Source organism: Microbacterium marinum (assembly GCF_014204835.1).
GTDB classification, from domain to species: domain Bacteria; phylum Actinomycetota; class Actinomycetes; order Actinomycetales; family Microbacteriaceae; genus Microbacterium; species Microbacterium marinum.
The window spans coordinates 1,108,880-1,128,072 of the sequence record NZ_JACHMD010000001.1 but is presented as its reverse complement, the minus strand read 5'-3'; the positions used below and the strand labels follow the sequence as shown (position 1 = coordinate 1,128,072).

The window sequence follows — 19,193 nt, the reverse complement described above, 5'->3', positions numbered from 1 at the left end:
GGCGCTGTTCACACCGCGGCGCCGGCGCGGTAGCCCACGCCGCGCACGGTCGTCACGATCTGGGGGTTGTCGGGATCTTTTTCGACCTTCGCGCGCAGGCGCTGCACGTGCACGTTGACCAGGCGCGTGTCGGCCTTGTAGTGATAGCCCCACACCTGCTCGAGCAGCATCTCGCGGGTGAACACCTGCTGAGGCTTGGATGCCAGGGCGACGAGCAGCTCGAACTCGAGCGGCGTGAGCGCGATGGGACCATCCGCCCGACGGACCTCGTGCGCGGCGACGTCGACGGACAGATCGCCGATGCGCAGCGTCTCACTCGGCGACTCGGTCGCCGCCGGGCGCAGACGCGTGCGGATGCGGGCGACCAGTTCCTTGGGGTTGAAGGGTTTGACGATGTAGTCGTCGGCCCCGGATTCGAGTCCGCGCACGACGTCGGCGGTGTCGGTGCGCGCGGTGAGCATGATGATCGGCACGCCGGACTCGGCACGCACCTGCGTGCACACCTCGATGCCATCGAGCCCGGGCAGCATCAGGTCCAAGAGGATGAGATCCGGTCGCTCGTCGCGCCAGGTGTCGACCGCGGCAGCCCCGTCCGCACAGAAGACGACGTCGAACCCTTCCGTGCGCAGCACGATGCCGATCATCTCGGCCAGGGCGGTGTCGTCGTCGACAACCAGGATGCGCGATGTCATGCGGGCGGTACGTCCTTCAGGTCTGGCGGAATGCAGGTGGCCCGCCGTCGGGTGGTTCCACAGTATCCGACCGCCGCCACCGGCGGGGAGACGCCGCACGGCCCGCTCCGAGAGGAACGGGCCGTGCGGGAGGTGCGATCAACGGTGCAGGTCGAACCGGTCGAGTTCGGTCACCTTCGTCCAGGCCGCGACGAAGTCGCGGACGAACTTCTCGGCCGCGTCGTCGGAGGCGTACACCTCGGCGATCGCGCGCAGCTCCGAGTTCGAGCTGAACAGCAGGTCCGCGCGCGTTCCGACACCGATGGGCGAGCCGTCGGCGGCGGTGCCGCGGTAGGCGTGGGCCCCCGGGTCCAGCGCCGTCCAGGTCGCACCGAGGTCGAGCAGCGACACGAACACGTCGTTCGTGAGAACACCGGGCCGCTGCGTGAAGACGCCGTACGCCGACCCGTCCCAGTTCGCCCCGAGGGCTCGCAGGCCGCCCACGAGGACCGTCATCTCCGGCGCGCTCAGGGTGAGGAGGTTCGCCTTGTCCACGAGGTGGTGCTCGGCCGGCAAAACGGCGCGCGGTCCGTAGTAGTTGCGGAAGCCGTCGGCGGCGGGCTCGAGGTAGCCGAACGACAGCTCGTCGGTCTGCTCCTGCGTGGCATCCGTGCGACCCGGGTGGAACGGCACGGTGACCGCGGTGCCCGCGTCGCGCGCAGCCTTCTCGACCCCGGCGTTGCCGGCGAGCACGATCAGGTCGGCGAGGGACACCTTCTTGCCGTCGGTCCGTCCGTCGTTGAACGCCGACTGCACGCCCTCCAGGGCGCCCAGCACCTTCTGGAGCTGGGCCGGGTTGTTGGCCTCCCAATCCTTCTGCGGCGCGAGACGGATGCGGGCGCCGTTGACGCCACCGCGCTTGTCGCTGCCGCGGAACGTGGACGCGGCCGCCCAGGTCGTCGAGACGAGCTCGGCGACGGTCAGTCCGGTGGCGAGGATCTGCTCCTTGAGCGCCGCGGCATCCGCGTCGTCGATGAGCTCGTGATCGACCGCGGGGACCGGGTCCTGCCAGAGGAGCTCCTCCTGCGGAACCTCGGGGCCGAGGTAGCGGGCGATCGGCCCCATATCGCGGTGGGTCAGCTTGAACCAGGCGCGCGCGAACGCGTCGCCGAACGCGACCGGGTCGTCCTTGAAGCGCCGCGAGACCGCGTCGTACGCGGGGTCGGTGCGCAGGGCGAGGTCGCTCGTGAGCATGCGGGGCTCGCGACGACCGTTCGAGTGCGCGAGCGGCACCATGTCGGCGCCTCCCCCGTTGATGGGGCGCCACTGGTGGCCGCCGCCGGGGCTGCGCATGAGCTCCCACTCGTACGCGTACAGGATGTGGAAGAACTCGTTGTCCCAGCGGGTGGGGTGGTAGGTCCACGTGACCTCGAGGCCGGAGGTGATGGTGTCATCGCCGACGCCGGAGCCGTTGTTGTTCTTCCAGCCGAGACCCTGCTGCTCGAGCCCGGCGGCCTCGGGGTTGCCCTCGAGGTTCGTGTCGGGTGCGGCGCCGTGGGTCTTGCCGAAGGTGTGGCCGCCGGCGATGAGGGCGACGGTCTCCTCGTCGTTCATGCCCATGCGGCCGAAGGTCTCGCGGATGTCGCGCGCCGATTTCATCGGGTCGGGCTCGCCGTTGGGGCCCTCGGGGTTGACGTAGATCAGACCCATCTGGACTGCCGCGAGCGGCTTCTCCAGGTCACGGTCGCCCGAGTAGCGCTCGTCGGCGAGCCAGGTGGTCTCCGGGCCCCAGTACACGTCGTCGTCCGGCTCCCACACATCGGGACGGCCACCGGCGAAGCCGAAGGTCGAGAAGCCCATGGTTTCAAGCGCGACGTTGCCGGCCAGGATCATCAGGTCGCCCCAGGAGAGCGACTGCCCGTAGGTCTTCTTGATCGGCCACAGGAGGCGACGGGCCTTGTCGAGGTTGACGTTGTCGGGCCAGCTGTTCAGCGGCGCGAAGCGCTGCTGGCCGGTGCCGCCGCCACCGCGGCCGTCGGTCGCACGATAGGTGCCGGCGGAGTGCCACGCCATGCGGATCATGAGCGGGCCGTAGTTGCCGAAGTCAGCAGGCCACCAGTCCTGAGAGGTGGTGAGCACCTTTGCGATGTCGGCCTTGACTGCAGCGAGGTCGAGCGACTCGAACGCCGCTTTGTAGTCGAAGTCCTCGCCGACCGGGTTGCCGACGGCGGGGTTCTTCTTGAGGATGCGGAGGTTCAGTTGATTCGGCCACCAGACCTGGTTGGCGTTGCCCACCGTCGGGTGGGGCTGTCCGCCATGGTTCTGGCGGTCGGCACCGGGGGCGCCGTGGAAGACGGGGCACGCGTCGGCGTCGTTCGAGCGAGGACGGTCCTCACCGTCGGCACGCTCGTCTACGGGGGTGTCGATCGGCGTAACGGCCTGGTCGACGTCGGTGGCGTCAGCGCCGATGGGCTGGGCCTCGGGGTCACGGTCGCTCATGGTGATCCTTCCGTTGGGGGTGTGTCGGGTCTGGTCAAGAAGAAGGGGATGCCGCGCAGGCGCCGCACACACCCCAGTAGGTGACCTCGGCCGAGGTCACCTGGAATCCGTGGTCGTCGGAGGGGTGCAGGCAGGGCGCGGCGCCGACGGCGCAGTCGACGTCCTGCACCGCACCGCATCGGCTGCAGATCAGGTGGTGGTGGTTGTCGTCGACGCGCAGCTCGAAGAGCATGGGCTGTCCTGCCGGCTCGATCCGGCGGACGAGGCCGGCGTCGACGAAGTCGCTGAGCGCGTTGTAGACCGACTGGCGACTGGCGCGCGCGAGAGTGGGCGCGACGGCGGAGAACACGGCGTCCGCGCTCGCGTGGGGGTGCGCGAGGAGCGCGCCGATCACGGCGACCCGGGAGTCGGTGACCCGGAGCCCGGCGTCGCGGAGCGCGGCGACGGGATCGAGGGCCGTGAGGGACATGACTTCAGCGTACACCTCTCTTTTGATCAATTCAAAAGAGAGGTGACCTCCTCTGCCGGCTCAGTAGCGGTAGTGGTCGAGCTTGTACGGACCCTCGACGGGGACGCCGATGTACTCCGCCTGCTCCTCGGTCAGCTCGGTGAGCTGCACACCCAGGGCCGACAGGTGCAGGCGAGCGACCTTCTCGTCCAGCGCCTTGGGCAGCACGTAGACACCCGTCGGGTACGCGTCGGTCCGCGTGAACAGCTCGATCTGGGCGAGCACCTGGTTCGTGAAGGACGCGCTCATGACGAAGGACGGGTGACCGGTCGCATTGCCGAGGTTCAGCAGACGCCCCTCCGAGAGAACGAGGATGCTGCGCCCGGTGGGCAGCCGGTACTCGTGGACCTGAGGCTTGATCTCGATCTTCTCGACACCCGCAACCGCTTCGAGTGCCGCCATGTCGATCTCGTCGTCGAAGTGGCCCACGTTGCCGACGATCGCGAGGTGCTTCAACGCGAGAAGGTGCTCGACCGTCACGACCCGGGTGTTCCCGGTTCCGGTGATGACGATGTCGACCTGATCCGCGACATCCTCGAGGCGGGCGACCTGGTAACCGTCCATCGCCGCCTGCAGCGCGCAGATCGGGTCGACCTCGCTCACGATCACGCGGGCGCCCTGCCCGCGCAGCGCTTCGGCCGCGCCCTTGCCGACGTCGCCGTAACCGACGACGAAGGCGACCTTGCCGCCCATGAGGACGTCGGTGGCGCGGTTGATGCCGTCGGGCAGCGAATGGCGGATGCCGTACTTGTTGTCGAACTTGGACTTGGTGACGGAGTCGTTGACGTTGATCCCGGGGAACAGCAGCTTGCCGTCGGCGTGCAGCTCGTAGAGGCGGTGGACGCCGGTCGTGGTCTCCTCGGTGACGCCGAGAAGACACTGCGCCATGCGGGTGAACCGCTGCGGGTCGCGGGCGAGGCTCGCACGAAGGGTGTCGAGCACGATCCGGTACTCGGCCGAATCGGCATCCGTCGCCTCGGGAACGGCCCCTGCGGCCTCGAACTCTGCCCCCTTGTGCACGAGGAGCGTGGCGTCGCCGCCATCGTCGAGGATCAGGTTCGGGCCGTCGAAGCCCTCGGTCGACCAGTCGAAGATGCGGTCGGCGAGATCCCAGTACTCCCGGAGGGTCTCGCCCTTGAAGGCGAACACCGGCACGCCGGCCGGCTCGTCGACCGTGCCGGTCGGCCCGACGACGACCGCCGCGGCAGCCTCGTCCTGCGTGGAGAAGATGTTGCAGCTGGCCCAGCGCACCTGCGCCCCGAGGGCGACGAGGGTCTCGATGAGCACGGCGGTCTGCACGGTCATGTGCAGCGAGCCGGCGATCCGCGCCCCGGCCAGCGGCTGCGACGGCCCGAACTCCTCACGGAGCGCCATCAGCCCCGGCATCTCGTTCTCGGCGAGGCGGATCTGGTGGCGACCGGCGGGCGCGAGGGCGAGGTCGGCGACGACGTGTTCGAGGGTCTTCACAGAAGTGGGCACGAGCCCATCCTCCCACGCACGAGCCGACGCATTCCGTCCCGTGACGGCTCGCGGCGGAGCGGTTCGCGTCGGGTCGGCGCGGCGCGGCGCGCTGACGGATCAGGCGCGCAGGGTCTCGTGACGCACGACCACCCAGCCCTTGGGCACCGAGAGTCGGCCGGTGTGGATCGCGCACAGGTCGTGCGCGTGAGGGTCGTTCCCCGCACCCAACGGTCCGACGACGGCCATCTGGTCGCCGTAGTCGTAGGTCAACGTCGTGACGGCTTCCCGCGCACAGGCCACCTTGGAGCAGAGTCTTCCGAGCATCGTCCGCCACGCTACCGGGCGGTTCCGTCCGGTTCGCGATGCCGCGCCGGTCACGCGCCGCGGCACTCCCCCGCAGACTGATCCGCGTGCGACGCGGCGCATAGGATGGCGTCATGAGCGCGGAGGTCACGGAGTGAGGCGACGCGCACGCGCGGCGTCCCGTCCCGACCGACACGGCCGACACGGACGGGTCGACCGCAGCCCCGTCGTCCGGCCGCCGTTGCCGGCGATCGAGACGCGCGCCGAGAAGTTCGACCTGACGGTGAGCACCGCCGTCGAGTTCCTGCGCAGCGCATGGCCGGAGTTGCGCGAGGTGCGGTTCGACGTCGGGTGGATGCCTCCCGCCGCCGACGCCGACGGCATCCCTCGGTGGGCCGTGCTCTCCGACGAGCGCCGCATCGTGCTGTTCCGACTGCCGATCGAGCGTCTCGCGCGACTGCACCGCAGCGACGACCTGCACCGTCGGATGATGATCGAGAGCTGCGTCTTCCGCGCCGCCGCCGAGTACCTCGACCGCGATCCTTGGGACCTCGGCCCCGACCGCTTCCGATTCTGAGCGCGTCCCGTCAGCGGGGGCGCACGACCACGGGAGCGGCGGCCGCATCGGCCGGCACGACCGGGTACGAGGCAAGCGCTCCGCTGCCCGCGAAGGTGACGTTCGCGTGCACACCGCCCTCGCCGGGATCCAGCCGGTAGGTCGTCCCGCCGTCGAGGGCGACGGAGACCGCGTCGCCCGCGGGGACCGTGATCTCGCGGGACGTGCCGGCACCGGCATCCTCGGTCAGGACGATCGTCCGATCCTCGTCGGGGTCGGCGACGACCGCGAGCCGGGGATCGGGGCCCGCGGCAACCGCGAGCAGGCTCGGCACATCGATGCTCTCCGCGGCGACATACCAGGCGAAGTCGGACCCCTCTCCGACACCCGTCGCCGCCCAGAGCGCGGCGACGACCGGCGCGTCCGCCTCGACGGTGGCGCTGTACCTGCCCGTCGGAAGGGTCGCCACATCGACTTCCAGCGGGATCCCCGCCTCGAGGGCGAGCGGATCGGTGCGGTAGACCTGCTCGCCGGAGTCGATGGACGTCACGGTCACGGTCGCGGTGGCTGCGTTCGACGGTGCGAGGACGCGGACCAGCGTGTCTGCGGTGGAGTCCCCGCCGACTGCGGTGAAGGAGGGGATCTCCTGCCGTGCGGCGGGCAGGGCGGTCGGCACGCTCTGATCGATCCCGCCCGGAACGAGGGTGCGGGTCAGGGAGGACTGCAGGGTGGCCTGCACCGGAGCCTGAGTCGCCGTCACGAGCACCACCGGGCTCTGCTCGCCGAGCGCGAGCGCCGCCAGCGGGACGACACGCTGGGATCGCGGTGGGACGAGGACGCCGGAACCGGCGTCGGGAGCGATCTGGCCCGCAGCCCCGAAGACGGTGAGCTCGACACGGGATGCCACGTCGCCCGGGTTCGCGAGCACCACGAGGTCGGCCGCGCCGGTGAGTCCGCTTCCGGCGGCGAGCCAGGACTCCATCGTCGGCGGCGTGCAGGCGGCTGCCGCGAAGCCGGCCAGGTCGGCGTCGTCGACGGTGGCGGATCCGGCGGCGGCGAGATCGGTTCGCTCCCGGTCGATCGGCTCGGCGGCGAACGAGCCGGCCGCAGGGGCGCCCGGCACATCCGCCGGGGCGATGTCCGCAACCTCGGGGTCGGGCGCACCCGGTGTCACCCCGACGGTGAGACGCTGGGGTGCGGCGGAGGCGAGTGCGGAGACGTCCGCGGCATCCCGGCCGATGGCGAGCACCCCGCCCCCGCAGGCCAGGAGCGAGGTCGACGGCTCGGGATCGGCCGTCACCGACAGCGCCGAGCGGTGCGACGTGGGCCAGGACGCGGGCACGGCGAGGGCGACGGCGGCGATCGCCGCTGCGCTGATGACCGCGCCGACCGCGATCCTGATGCGGGAGCTCGAACGGGTCATGCGTTCCTCCTCGATCCGATCACGCGGGGGTGCCGACGCGCGTCGCGCAGACTCGTCCGGGTGGGCACGGCCAGGAGCAGGGCGATCGCGATGACGCCCAGCTGGAGGAGGGCGATGCGGCTGCCCGTCGGACCGGCCGACTCATCGGCGCTGCGTTCCGCGATGGAGCCCCCCACGCTCCAGAGCTCACCGCGCGCGGTGCTGCCGACACTGATGAGGTCGCTCCGCTGGTCGAGGACGTTCTGCGCGTTCAGACGCGCCGCCCGCGCCACGTCGCTCTCGTCCCGCGCTTCGTCGATCAGAACGTAGGCGACGCCGTGTCGGGCGAGAACGCTCACCACGTCGCCGTCGGCCGAGCTGACGAGATCGGCGGTGACGTGCGCGAGCGCGGTGTCGCCGTCCGACAGGGCGGTACGGGTGGACTGGAGCGTGGTCTGACCGCCGAGCGTTTCGCTCGCCCCCCAGACGACGGATGCCGTGAACCCGGCGTCCTCCCCCGCGGTGAGCACGAGCGTGGCCGTCTGCTCGCCGGCGCGCTCGCCCTCGCTCCCCGCCGTCTTCACGTACGCGGGCAGGGTGCTGGCAGGGCCGTCGGCGATGGATGCCTCGCCGCGGACGGGCGCCGACAGCGTCGGCAGGGAGCCCACGGCGAGGAAGACGATGAGGACCGAGGCCGCGATCGGCGCACCCCGACGCACCGTTACCCCGTCCGCCCGACGGACGCCGTCCAGGCCCGCGGCTGCGGACATCAGCAGGCCCGCCCACGCCAGGCTCAGCGCGGAGCCGGACCACAGCGCCACCGGGCCGGACAGCCCGACCGCCACCGAGATGCCCGACGCGACGATCGCCGTCACGATGCCCGAGAGAGCCGTGATCACTCCCAGCACGGCGGGGACGAGCCGTCCGAGGACGGGCCCCGCTGCGGCCAGCAGCAGAACAGGGGCAGTGAACACGAGAGCGAGCCACGCGACGGAGGACCCCTCGGGGAAGAGCCCCTGGAGGACGGCCGTCCACCCTGCGGCATCCGCCGAGGGATACCCGAACACCAGCAGGAGCCGGTCGAGCGGCTCCACGCCGAACGGAGCCGCCCAGATGGCGCGCCCCGGATCCGCGAGGAGCCCGGCGGGGTTGCCGTCGGAGATCTGCCGCCACGCGAGCGGAGCGAACATCGCCACCGTCGGCACCACGAGCCACGCGATGCGGCCCGCCCCCCGACCCCGTCGGAGGGCGATCGTGAGGACGAGTCCGGCCAGCCAGAGGACGGCGGCCGCGGGAGCAAGCGCCGGCGCACAGGCGACGGCGACGGCGAGGAGAACCGACGCCAGGCCGGCGCTGCTCCAGGAGCGGCGTGCTGCGGCGCCGGTGTAGAAAAGCCACGGCAGCGTCAGATGCAGGATCACGGCTGCCGGTCGCCCGTCGGTCAACGCGACGAGGAAGGTCGGCGCCACCGCCCACGCGAAGGCCACCGCCGCGCGGAGCACGGAACGGTCGGTGACCCGCGTCGCCGCGAACCACGCTCCCAGCGCCGCCAGCGGGAGCGCCAGGACCCAGAGGATCACGAGCGCTCGGGAGGGTTCGGCGGGCGAGAGGGAACCGATGACGGCGATCACCGCCGCGAACGGATCCGCCGGACCCGTCGTATCCCATCCGAGCGCGCGCGGTCCGTATGCGGCATCCGTCCAGAGCGCGATGACCCCGGCACGCAGAGGCGCCAGTGCGCCGCCGCCGAGCACCGGCCACGCGAGGAGGGACGCGAACGCGAGGACGGACGTCGCCAAAGCACCCAGGACCACCCACGCACCACCCCCGCTGAAGAAGCGGAGCTCTTCCCGCGATCCCGCCGAGGGACCGCCGTCGTCCAGGCGCTGCTGCAACTCGCGCCGCCCGATGCGCAGTGGCGCGAGCTGCGTCCACGACACACGGCGCACGCGTGAGATGAGCCGGCGTGCGCGGATGAGCGAGGGGATGCGGAACAGCACCGTCAGTGCGGCCGCCCACTCGGGGCCGATCCTGCCGGGATGCTTGGCCACCAGATGACCGAGAGAACGCCAGAGCGCGAGCGGAAGCAGCGCGAGCCAGTGGAGAACGACCGCGAACGACGGCGCGTAGGCCAACCGGCGGTGCAGCTGCGCGGTGCGCTCCGCGTACGCGCGTCGTCCGCGTGCGCGCGCGGTGCGAGCCGTGGGGGCGCCGGCGACACCGTCCCCGGCGACGGCGACGAGCGCACCCGGGGCGAGCGTCACCCGGCCTCCGGCCAGTCGGGCGCGGACACCGAGATCGAGCCCTTCGTCGCTGCCGGCGAGCGCGGGGTCGAGCCCGGAGAGCGCCGCCCAGACCTGCGAGCGGACGAGGACTCCGCGGACGTCGGCGCCCAAGACGTCTTCGACGGCGTCGTGCTGCCCCTGGTCGAGCTCACCATCGGCCAGTCCGACGCTCCGGCCGGTGCGGGTCATCGTGACGCCGAGCGACACGATCTGCGCGGGGTCGTCCCACCCGACGAGTTTCGGTGCGGCCATGGCCACCGACGGAGCCGTCTCGAGAGCCCCCGTGAGGCGGGCCAGTGCGTCGGGCGCCGGCGCGGTGTCCTGCGCGAGCAGCCACACCGCGTCGCCGGCGACGCGACGGCTGGCCAGGCGCAGGGCTTCCGCGAAGCTCGTCCCCCGCGAGGCGACGATCACCGCTTCGGCACCGGACTCCGCCGCGAGCTCGCGCAGACGGTCATCCGGGCCGCACAGCACCACCGTAAGCAGGTCGGCACGCCGGGTCTGCGAAGCGAGCGCACGCAGGGTGCGGCTCAGATGCAGATCGGTCGGGCCGCGCCCGGATGGGCGCACGACCAGCAGCGCGTGTACTCGGGCGGGCATGACCAGGTCAGCCTAGGCGGGCGGTGCCGTCGAAACGGCAGCGACGCCCGGGATGGCGTGAATCCGTCAGGACGCGCGGCGCTTCAGCTTGCGACGCTCACGCTCGCTCAGCCCGCCCCAGATACCGAAGCGCTCATCGTTCTGCAGCGCGTATTCGAGACACTCGCCCCGCACGTCGCACGAGGTGCAGATGCGCTTCGCGTCGCGGGTGGAGCCGCCCTTCTCGGGGAAGAAGGCCTCGGGATCGGTCTGGGCGCACAGCGCGTCGGCTTGCCACGCGAGAGCGGTCTCTTCGTCGGTCTCGACCGGGCGACGGACGCCCGGGACACCGAGATTGACCGGGTCGACGAACCAATTCTCGGGAACGCCGGAACGGTAACCCGTCATCTTGCTCTCCCACCTGTAGACCCTGCCGCGATGCGGCCGTGGCCTTAATTACACCCGTGTGATTCGCTCCGGTCAAGTCGCAAATCGTAAACCCTCAACCCGACATTGAATCTTCTTGAGGGCGCCACGGCGTGTCGCGGGATCAGCTACCGGGCTCGGCGACGTAGACCGTTCCCTCTCCGCGCAGGATGAGCTCCGTCTCGTCGTCGGCGTAAGCCGCCTCGCCCGGGGCGAGATCGATCTCCCGCCCGGCCGTCGCCACGGAAGGGCCGCCCGACACGGCGAGGACGATCGTCGGTCCCGCGAGCGCCATCGCGACCTCGCCGTCCGAGGACGACGTGACCCGCCGCAGCCGGAAATCCGCCACCCCCACGTCGAAGACCATCGGCTCCGCCGCGTCGCGTCGCCCGAGGATCGCGGGGACGCCCGGCTGGGTGTCGACGATGCGGAGGAGCTCGGCGACATCGATGTGCTTCGGAGTCAACCCGCCCCGAAGCACGTTGTCGCTGGCCGCCATGAGTTCGACACCCAGACCGTCCTGATAGGCGTGGAGGACTCCGGCCGGCGCGAACACGGCCTCGCCCCGGTGGAGCACCACGAGGTTCATGAGGAGCGCGACGACGATGCCGGGGTCGCCGGGGAAATCGCGCACGATCGCTCGGAGGACGTCGAGTTCCTCCTCGAAACCGGGGGCGTCAGCGACGACGATCGCGGCCGACACATCCGAGACGACGTCGGCGGACCCGCCCTCCAGCATCTGCGCGATGACCTCGCGCAGCGCCGACGCGGCATCCGCTCCGGCGAGCGCCTCGCGCAGGGAAGCCACGCCGCCGGCCTCACCCAGGGCTCCGAGCAGCTCCCGCGTGCGCGCCACGGGACGAAGCCCGACCAGGGCGCGGAACCGCTCGCTGAGCGCGACGATGATCTCCGGCTTGTGGTTGCGATCGCGGTACGTGCGCTCAGGAGCGTCGACCGGGATGCCCGCGGCATCCTCCCGCTCGAATCCCGCCACCGCCTGCGCCACCGACGGGTGCGCCTGGATCGACAGGGAGGAGGACGCGGCGAGGATCTTGAGGAGGTACGGGAGGGGCGCCTTGCCCGCCGCCGACCTCACCTCCGCGAGGGTCTGGTGACCCGCCACCCGAGCGGGACTGCCCGGGTGATCCCCGAACCAGATCTCCGCTTCGGGGATGCCGCTGGGCTCGCGTCCCTGCAGCTGAGGGATCAGGTCGACCGATCCCCAGGAATAGTCACGTGGCGCGTTCGAGAGGGTCTCCAGCACGGCTCCAGCCTAGGGTGCGCGCGATACTCTGCTTTCACCATGGCCGTACACACCGCGCACCCGATCGCCGCCCCGCCGGCGGCTCCGGTGAGGGAGAAGACCAGCCACCAGCTGCTGCGCGGCTGGTGCATCTTCGTGCTCGCCATGGCACTGTCCGGGACGACGCCCCTCGTGGCCTTCGGCGAGACGGCGGCATCCGTCCTGGGGATCTCGATCGCGGTCGTGTCCGCGATCATCTGGGTGTCGGTGAGACCGCGCGTGCAGTGGCCTCGTCTGCCGTGGTACGCCCTCGGCTACGTCGTGTGGGCCCTCGCCTCCCTCCTGTGGACTCACTGGATCGGCGCGAGCATCCCGACGCTCACGCTCCTGCTGATCACCACCCTCCACGCCCTGTTCGTCGGGGCCGTCCTCACCTGGCGCGAGCTGGTGCGGTCGATCGCGTCTGCGCTGAAGTGGATCCTCACCCTCTCGATCCTGTTCGAGCTCTGGGTGAGCCTCGTCTGGGCGGGACCGATCCTCCCCCACTTCGAGCGCCCCGACGGACCCGTCGACGACCCGATCGTGCTGTGGTCGCGCGACAACCTCTTCGACGGCGGACGTGTCCAGGGCGTCTTCGGCAACTCCAACGCCCTCGCCTACATCGCCCTCCTGGCGATCGTGGTCTTCGCGATCCGATACGCCTCCCGCGCGCCGCGGCGCCCCGTCCTGCTGCTGTGGATCGCACTGGCGGGATACCTGTTCTTCCGGGCAGGATCGGCCACCGCCACCGTGGCCGGCGTCGCGGTCGTCGTCGTCCTCCTCACCGTGCTCCTCATGCGCACGACCTCCCGCGCCGGCGAGCGCACGCGCTACTACATCGCCTACGCCGCCGTCGCCGTCGCGGCGGTCGCCGCCGTCTGGTTCGGCCGCGACCAGCTGTTCCGCACACTCGGTCGCTCGAGCGACCTGACCGGCCGTGAGGCGATCTGGATCGACGTGTGGGCGCGGGCCCAGGAGCACCCCGTGCTCGGGTGGGGCTTCTCGACACCGTGGATCCCGACCGAGCCGGCCTTCGACGGATGGATCGTCGACCACGGCGTCACCGTCATGCAGGCGCACAACATGTGGCTGGACGCGATGCTCCAGCTCGGCGTCGTGGGTGTCGTGCTGCTGGTCGGCGCCTATCTCGCTTTCATCTGGCGCTCCTGGTTCTTCGCGGTCGATCGGCCACGCTGGGACCTGGTCGCCGACCGGCCCTACTCCCCCGTGACCCTCCTCCCCACCCTCACCGGCGCCATCCTGCTGGTGCAGGGCATCGCCGAATCCACGCCACTCCTCAGCTGGGGGTGGATGTTCCTCGTCATGTTCGCCTTCAAGATCAAGCAGGCACCGCTCGTCGGTCGAGGTCCGTCCGAACAGCGACTGCTCGGCGAGCAGGGCGATCTCGCCGCCGAGCGATGAGGGCGATCGACCGGCGCGGCGGCGCATGGCTCGGCGAGCTGCTGGGATCGGCGGACTTCGCTCGCGTGTTCACGGTCGCCGTGCTCACGAGCATCGCCGGCACCCATGCGATCGAGAGCATCGCCGGCCGGGCGACCCTGGTGACGATCATTGCGGCCGAGTGCTTGATCGCCGTCGCCGTGCTCGTCGTCCGCCGCCGGGAACTGTCCCTGCTGCGCCTCGTGCCGACGACCCTGCTCGTCTTCCTGCTGTGGTCGCTGGCAAGCGTGTTCTGGAGCCCGGATGCCGGCGCGAGTCTCGCCCGATGGGTGTCGACAGCGGCGATCGCCCTCCTCGCCGTCACGATCGGGCACATCAGAGACACACTTCAGACGGTTCGAGCCGTCGGCGACGTGGCACGGCTCCTGCTTCTCGTCTCCCTAGGGCTGGAGGTCCTGGCGGGCGTCATCTTCGACATGCCGTTCCCGTTCCTGGGCATCCGCGGCGACATCGCCCACCTCGGCCCCATTCAGGGCGTCTTCGGCACCCGCAACATGCTCGGATTCTTCTCGGTGATCGCCCTCATCACCTTCGCGATCGAACTGCGGACACGCTCCGTCCGGACCGGCCTCGCCGTGGCATCCATCGCCCTCGCCACCGGGATGGCACTGCTTTCCGCCTCCCCCACCGTGTTCGTGCTGGTGGTCGCCGTCGCCGCGGTGGCCGGCGTCCTGTACCTGGTGCGGAAGCTCCCGCTCGAGCGGCGGACGCCGGTGCAGTGGTCGCTCGCCGGCGTGGCGGCGATCGGCGGCATCGCCGCGTACGTCCAGCGCTCGCAGATCATCGACCTGCTGGGCGCCGCGGACGACCTCTCCATGCGCACCGAGCTGTGGCGGCTGATGGAGTTCTACGTCCGCCGCCAGCCGGTGCAGGGCTGGGGATGGTTCGGCCCGTGGGACCTGCGCGAGTCACCGTTCGCGGTCATCAACTACCTCCTGGGCGAACGCCACACCACGGCGTTGAACGCCTTCATGGACGTGCTCCTGCAGCTGGGCTGGGCGGGCGTCGCCGTGTTCGCCGCCTTCTTCGTGTTCACCTTCGCGCGTTCGTGGCTCGACGCGAGCAGACGACGCGCCGCCGTCCATGCCTGGACACCGCTGATGGTCGCCGCCCTCGCCGTCGTCTCGGTCTTCGAGAGCTTCACCCTCTTCGGCATCGGCTGGCTGCTTCTCGTCGTCTGCGCCGTTCGCGCCGGCCAGTCCCGCTCCTGGCGTGAACGGCTCGAGTCGCGGACGGCCGAGCCGACCCTGCCGTCCTCACCGGGAGGCCACAGCCAGGCCGGGTAGGCTGGCGGGCGGCCCGGCGACCCGGCGCCGACGGACCGATCACGGAGAGACCCCTTGACCCACGTCCTCGCAAACGTCGTTTTCCCCCTCGACCGCGACCCCGACATCCTGCCGCTGTACGCCGACCCCGAGATCTGGTCGACAATCGAGGGCGAAGGCGTTCGCGTCAGCAACCGCGCGCACCTGGGCAACGTTCTCAGCCGCACCAGCACCCGTGTTCCTGCGGGCCGGCGCGTGTCCTTAGGCACCTACTTCAACGCCTTCCCCGCGTCGTACTGGCAGCACTGGACCTCCGTTCGCGCCATCAGGCTGACCGTCGAGCTCCAAGGCAAGGGAACGCTGCTGGTTTACCGCTCGAATGGCGCGGGAATCCATCAGCGCATCGAGACCCGGGAGGTCGAAGGCGCGTCGGTCACAGACGTCGACCTCGATCTGACGCAGTACACCGACGGCGGATGGATCTGGTTCGACGTCGTCGCCGACGATCAGGATGTGATCCTCCTCGGCGGGCGATGGACCACGGAGCAGGACCCGGTACGCGGAGGCAAAGCCTCGATCGGCATCACGACGTACAACAAGCCCGACTACTGCGTCACGACGCTGCGGAGCCTGTTGGACGCCCCCGACGTCCTCGACTACATCGACCGCATCTTCGTCGTCGATCAGGGAACCGAGCGGGTCGACGCGCGCGAGGAGTATCCCGCTCTCGCGTCCGGTCTCGGCGAAACGCTGCAGGTGATCACTCAGCCGAACCTCGGAGGGTCGGGAGGCTTCGCCCGCGCGATGCTGGAGACGCTCGACCGGCCGGACAGCGACTTCGTCCAGCTTCTCGACGATGATGTCCGCATCGATCCCGAAGCGCTGCGTCGCTCGATCGTCTTCGGTCGCTACACGACGGTCCCGACCCTCGTCGGCGGTCACATGTTCGACCTGCTGGACCGACCGAAGCTGCACGCGTGGGCAGAGGTCGTCGACGACCACCCGTTCATGTGGCGGAATCTGTTCCAGGAGCGGATGCCCCACGACTTCGGCACGCAGAACCTGCGCCAGAACCCCATCCTCCATTTGCGGATGGATGCCGACTACAACGGCTGGTGGATGTGTCTGATCCCCAAAGAGACCATCCAGGAAGTGGGCCTCTCGCTTCCCGCGTTCATCAAGTGGGACGATGCCGAGTACTGCCTACGAGCAGGTAAGGCGGGGTTCCCCACTGTCTCGTTGCCGGGCGTGGCGCTCTGGCACGTCTCGTGGCTCGGCAAGGACGACGCGATCGACTGGCAGGCGTACTTCCACGCACGCAACCGCATCGTGGCCGGCCTCCTGCATTCGCGCGCCCCACTCGGCGGGACACTCATCCGGCACAGCAGGCGGGTGGACATCAAGCACCTGATGATGATGCAGTACTACCCGACTGCGCTGCGCTCGCGAGCCCTGCGTGATGTCCTCCGCGGCCCCGAGCACATGCTGGAGAACCTCGCCACCGCGATGCCTGACGCCCGCGCGATGGGTGCTCAATTCGCCGAGACCGTGGTGCACAAAGACGTCGGGCGCGTCCTCCGGTCACGTGGTGGGCGCCAGGTGTACAGCCAGGTGAAGTGGCGCGAGTTCCACAGCCCGACGGGCCTACGTCTGCGTCTCTTCACCGCGATCTCGCTCATCTCGCACTGGCTGCATGCGCCTAAGCAGGAGAACATCGACACCCCCGAGGTCGAATTCGGCAAGGGCGACGCCAACTGGTGGCGCATCCCTCGCTTCGACAGCGTCCTCGTCAGCTCGGCTGACGGGAGTGGAAAGCAGGTGTACACGCGCGACCGAGCCCGTTTCCGCAGCCAGCTGATCGGCACCTTCCTCCTGCACGGAAAGCTGCGTCGACGTTGGAACGTACTGTCGGCCCAGTACCGCGCGGCCCTGCCGGACCTGGTGTCCCCCGAGGCCTGGCGTCGCATCTTCGACGAGGCGAAGTGACCGGCGACCCGATGCCCACCGGGTTCGAGCCCGGTTCGGCGACGATCGCCGTCGTCACGTTCAACCGCTCGCATCTCCTCTCTCGGCTCCTGGAGAGCATCACGCTCATGGACCCGAAGCCCGGACGAGTGGTCGTGGTCGACAACGCCTCGACGGATGACACCGGCGTGGTCGTCGAATCCTTCCGCGAGCGGATCGGCGTAGAACTCATCTACCGTCGCCTCGACTCGAACACCGGCGGATCGGGCGGCTTCAGCGAAGGGATGCGCCTGGCCTACGAGGCCGGATCGACATGGATGTGGCTCATGGACGACGACGTCGAGGTCTTGCCTGACGGTCTCGCGAAGATGGGTCGATGGAGCACGCGGTTCAAGAGCATCCAGGGGCGTCGATACGACTTCGACGGCAGCGAGTTCTATTGGCAGTATCGCCTGTCCATTCCCCTCGGCATCCCGATTCCCTTCGCACCCGCAGGATTCGATTCGTCCGGCTACCGCGAGATGAACAGCGGCTGCTTCGAAGGCATGTTCATCCATCGGGACGTGGTGGCGGAGATCGGACTGCCCGACCCACGATTCTTCATCTACTGGGACGATTCCATCTACGGGTGGCTCGCTTCACGAAAGACCACGTCGGTGATCGTCGACGAGTTCGTGCTGCGACGCACGAGAGAGATCGCGCAATGGGACATGGGCGTGCGTCATCTGAACGCATCGAGCAATATGTACCGGTACTACATCATGCGCAATCGCGGCTACATGAAGCACTACTTCCGGGCCCACGGCGCGTACCGGCCGGTGCGATTCGCGTTGGGCACCGCGCTGACGTTCGCGAAGGAACTCATCCGGTTGGCTTTCGTCGAACGCACATACCGCGGAACCAGCCATCTGATCCGGGGCCTCCGTGATGGGCATGAGCTCGCACGAGACGCCGCGTGGCAGCCGATGCCAGCGCTGAAGATCTCCGCCTGAGCGACCTGCTCAGGCGTTGTAATCGGCGTTGTATCGGTCGAGAACGTCGGCGATGGGACCGTCCATGATCAGGCGGCCCTTATCCAAATAGAGGCCCCTCGTGCAGAATCGGCGAAGATCCCTCTCGTTGTGGCTCACGAAGAAGAGGGTGCGCCCGCCCTTGAGGATCTCGTCTATCCGTCGATAGCACTTCTCACGGAACGCCTTGTCGCCGACCGCGAGCACCTCATCCACCAGCAGCGTCGGCTCGTCGAGCTGAGAAACCACGGCGAAAGCGAGTCGCACCTTCATCCCGCTGGAGAGGTGTTTGTACGGCGTGTCGATGAAGTCCCGCAGCTCCGCGAAATCGATGATCCCGTCGAACCGTCGCGTGATCTCCGCGCTGGTCATACCGTGCAGGCCGGCAGCGAGTCGCACATTCTCGCGCACCGTCAGATCACCCACGAAGCCACCCGTGATCTCGATCAGCGGCGCGACACCACCTCGGACGTGCACGCTCCCCTCATCGGGGATGAGCACACCGGCGACCAGTTTGAGCAGCGTGCTCTTGCCCTGCCCGTTACGACCGACCACCCCGATCGCTTCCCCGGGCTGCACGGCGAACGCGACATCACGGAGCGGCCAGAACTCGCCTGCACGGACACGGCGCGAGGCGGGAGCGAAGAGGTCTTTGAAGGTGCGGCGCCCGCGCCGGTTCTTCCGGAAGCGGATGCCGAGATCACGCACCTCGATGGCGGTCGACATCACAGTTCCTTCAGCATCGGTCGTTCAAGGGAGCGGAACGTGATGATCCCCAGCGCGAGGATGCCGAAACTCATCGACGCGCCGACGACGATCGACATCGTGTCCCACTGGTCGGGGAAGAAGCCGACCCTGTAGAGCGAGAAGATCCCTGCGAGAGGGTTGAAGGCGATGAGCTGCCCGAAGACGCCGGGGAGGTCGTGCACCCCGTAGATCACCGGCGAGGCGTAGAACAGGGCGCGGAGGATGAGCGTCGTCGTGCGTTCCAGGTCCGTGTACAGGACGCACAGAGGCGCGATGAGGAGCCCGAGTCCCGTCAGAAGAACGGCTTGGAGAAGCATCGCGACGGGGAACCAGGCGAGGTTCCATCCCACCGTCGCGCCACCGAGCACGGCGAACGCGACGAGCACGGGGAGTGAGAAGGCGAACTCGATGCCTTTGCTCAGGACGATCCGATTGACCCAGATGGAGCGCGGGATCGCCGTGGACCGAACCAAGCGCGCGTCACGGTTGAACGCTCGGGTGAAGTCCGAGACCGCCGAGTTGAACCACACCCACGGCAGGAGCGCCGCGATCAAGAACACGATGTACGGCTGTTCGCCGACCGTGCGCGAGAACACCTGGGTGAAGACGAACCAGTAGATGCCGCTCATGACGAGGGGATCGAGGATCGACCACAGATAGCCGAGCGCGCTCGTGGAGTAGCGCACTTTGAGATCTCGCCCCGACAGCAACCAGAGCGAATGCACGTAGCGCTTGGCCGATCCCGGCGCGCCGACGACAGCAGTGGTCACTGT

16 protein-coding genes are annotated in these 19,193 nt (G+C 69.4%); 5 read left to right on the top strand and 11 right to left on the bottom strand.

The genetic code is table 11. From position 1 onward, the window contains the following. Window positions 1-8: 8 nt before the first annotated feature. The 5 genes from mtrA to BKA24_RS05360 all read right to left on the bottom strand — a co-directional run bounded on the left by mtrA (window position 9) and on the right by BKA24_RS05360 (window position 5,463). Entirely contained in the window at window positions 9-692 is a 684-nt protein-coding gene (mtrA, locus tag BKA24_RS05380; RefSeq protein ID WP_184215903.1) for an MtrAB system response regulator MtrA, read from the bottom strand. 138 nt (window positions 693-830) lie between these two features. Beyond that, entirely contained in the window at window positions 831-3,170 is a 2,340-nt protein-coding gene (gene katG, locus BKA24_RS05375; protein ID WP_184215901.1) for a catalase/peroxidase HPI, read from the bottom strand. 34 nt (window positions 3,171-3,204) lie between these two features. Continuing rightward, a complete protein-coding gene (locus BKA24_RS05370; protein WP_184215899.1) occupies window positions 3,205-3,639 on the bottom strand; it encodes a Fur family transcriptional regulator in 435 nt (144 codons plus the stop codon). A 60-nt stretch (window positions 3,640-3,699) separates the two neighbouring features. Beyond that, window positions 3,700-5,157: an adenosylhomocysteinase gene (gene ahcY, locus BKA24_RS05365; protein ID WP_184215897.1), complete on the bottom strand. Its 1,458-nt coding sequence runs from the start codon at window positions 5,155-5,157 to the stop codon at window positions 3,700-3,702. Between the two features lie 99 nt (window positions 5,158-5,256). Next, window positions 5,257-5,463 (bottom strand): DUF3499 family protein, encoded by a 207-nt coding sequence (locus tag BKA24_RS05360; protein WP_184215895.1) that lies wholly within the window; start codon window positions 5,461-5,463, stop codon window positions 5,257-5,259. A gap of 133 nt (window positions 5,464-5,596) precedes the next feature. Here BKA24_RS05360 and BKA24_RS05355 point away from each other — a divergent pair, with 133 nt between their 5' ends. Next, window positions 5,597-6,019, top strand: a complete 423-nt coding sequence (locus BKA24_RS05355; RefSeq protein ID WP_184215893.1) for a metallopeptidase family protein — start codon at window positions 5,597-5,599, stop codon at window positions 6,017-6,019. A gap of 10 nt (window positions 6,020-6,029) precedes the next feature. Here BKA24_RS05355 and BKA24_RS05350 read toward each other — a convergent pair whose 3' ends face one another. The 4 genes from BKA24_RS05350 to manA form a co-directional block, all read right to left on the bottom strand. Continuing rightward, on the bottom strand, window positions 6,030-7,421 hold the full coding sequence (locus BKA24_RS05350) for a DUF5719 family protein (RefSeq protein ID WP_184215891.1): 1,392 nt from the start codon (window positions 7,419-7,421) through the stop codon (window positions 6,030-6,032). Then, window positions 7,418-10,285: a glycosyltransferase gene (locus BKA24_RS05345; protein ID WP_184215889.1), complete on the bottom strand. Its 2,868-nt coding sequence runs from the start codon at window positions 10,283-10,285 to the stop codon at window positions 7,418-7,420. The genes BKA24_RS05350 and BKA24_RS05345 overlap by 4 nt, the downstream gene beginning before the upstream one ends. A 66-nt stretch (window positions 10,286-10,351) precedes the next feature. Then, on the bottom strand, window positions 10,352-10,672 hold the full coding sequence (locus tag BKA24_RS05340) for a WhiB family transcriptional regulator (RefSeq protein WP_184215887.1): 321 nt from the start codon (window positions 10,670-10,672) through the stop codon (window positions 10,352-10,354). Between the two features lie 142 nt (window positions 10,673-10,814). After that, window positions 10,815-11,954: a mannose-6-phosphate isomerase, class I gene (gene manA, locus BKA24_RS05335; RefSeq protein ID WP_184215885.1), complete on the bottom strand. Its 1,140-nt coding sequence runs from the start codon at window positions 11,952-11,954 to the stop codon at window positions 10,815-10,817. Window positions 11,955-11,993: 39 nt separating this feature from the next. On the opposite strand from manA, the gene BKA24_RS05330 reads away from it, so the two are divergent. From BKA24_RS05330 to BKA24_RS05315, 4 genes are read left to right on the top strand one after another with little or no spacing between them, the layout of a single operon-like run. Beyond that, the gene (locus tag BKA24_RS05330; RefSeq protein ID WP_184215883.1) at window positions 11,994-13,394 is read left to right on the top strand and encodes an O-antigen ligase family protein; all 1,401 of its coding nucleotides are present in this window, start codon (window positions 11,994-11,996) and stop codon (window positions 13,392-13,394) included. Next, window positions 13,391-14,719: an O-antigen ligase family protein gene (locus BKA24_RS05325; RefSeq protein WP_184215881.1), complete on the top strand. Its 1,329-nt coding sequence runs from the start codon at window positions 13,391-13,393 to the stop codon at window positions 14,717-14,719. Before BKA24_RS05330 ends, BKA24_RS05325 begins: the two co-directional genes overlap by 4 nt. Before the next feature lie 54 nt (window positions 14,720-14,773). Then, a complete protein-coding gene (locus BKA24_RS05320) occupies window positions 14,774-16,684 on the top strand; it encodes a glycosyltransferase (protein ID WP_184215879.1) in 1,911 nt (636 codons plus the stop codon). Between the two features lie 11 nt (window positions 16,685-16,695). Then, the gene (locus tag BKA24_RS05315) at window positions 16,696-17,655 is read left to right on the top strand and encodes a glycosyltransferase (protein ID WP_184220457.1); all 960 of its coding nucleotides are present in this window, start codon (window positions 16,696-16,698) and stop codon (window positions 17,653-17,655) included. 9 nt (window positions 17,656-17,664) lie between these two features. Here the strand turns inward: BKA24_RS05315 and BKA24_RS05310 are convergent, their stop codons facing one another. Together BKA24_RS05310 and BKA24_RS05305 are read right to left on the bottom strand one after the other, a co-directional pair. Further along, complete coding sequence (locus tag BKA24_RS05310; RefSeq protein WP_184215877.1) at window positions 17,665-18,399, bottom strand: ABC transporter ATP-binding protein; 735 nt, start codon at window positions 18,397-18,399, stop codon at window positions 17,665-17,667. Then, complete coding sequence (locus BKA24_RS05305) at window positions 18,399-19,190, bottom strand: ABC transporter permease (RefSeq protein ID WP_184215875.1); 792 nt, start codon at window positions 19,188-19,190, stop codon at window positions 18,399-18,401. The genes BKA24_RS05310 and BKA24_RS05305 overlap by 1 nt, the downstream gene beginning before the upstream one ends. Window positions 19,191-19,193 lie beyond the last annotated feature (3 nt).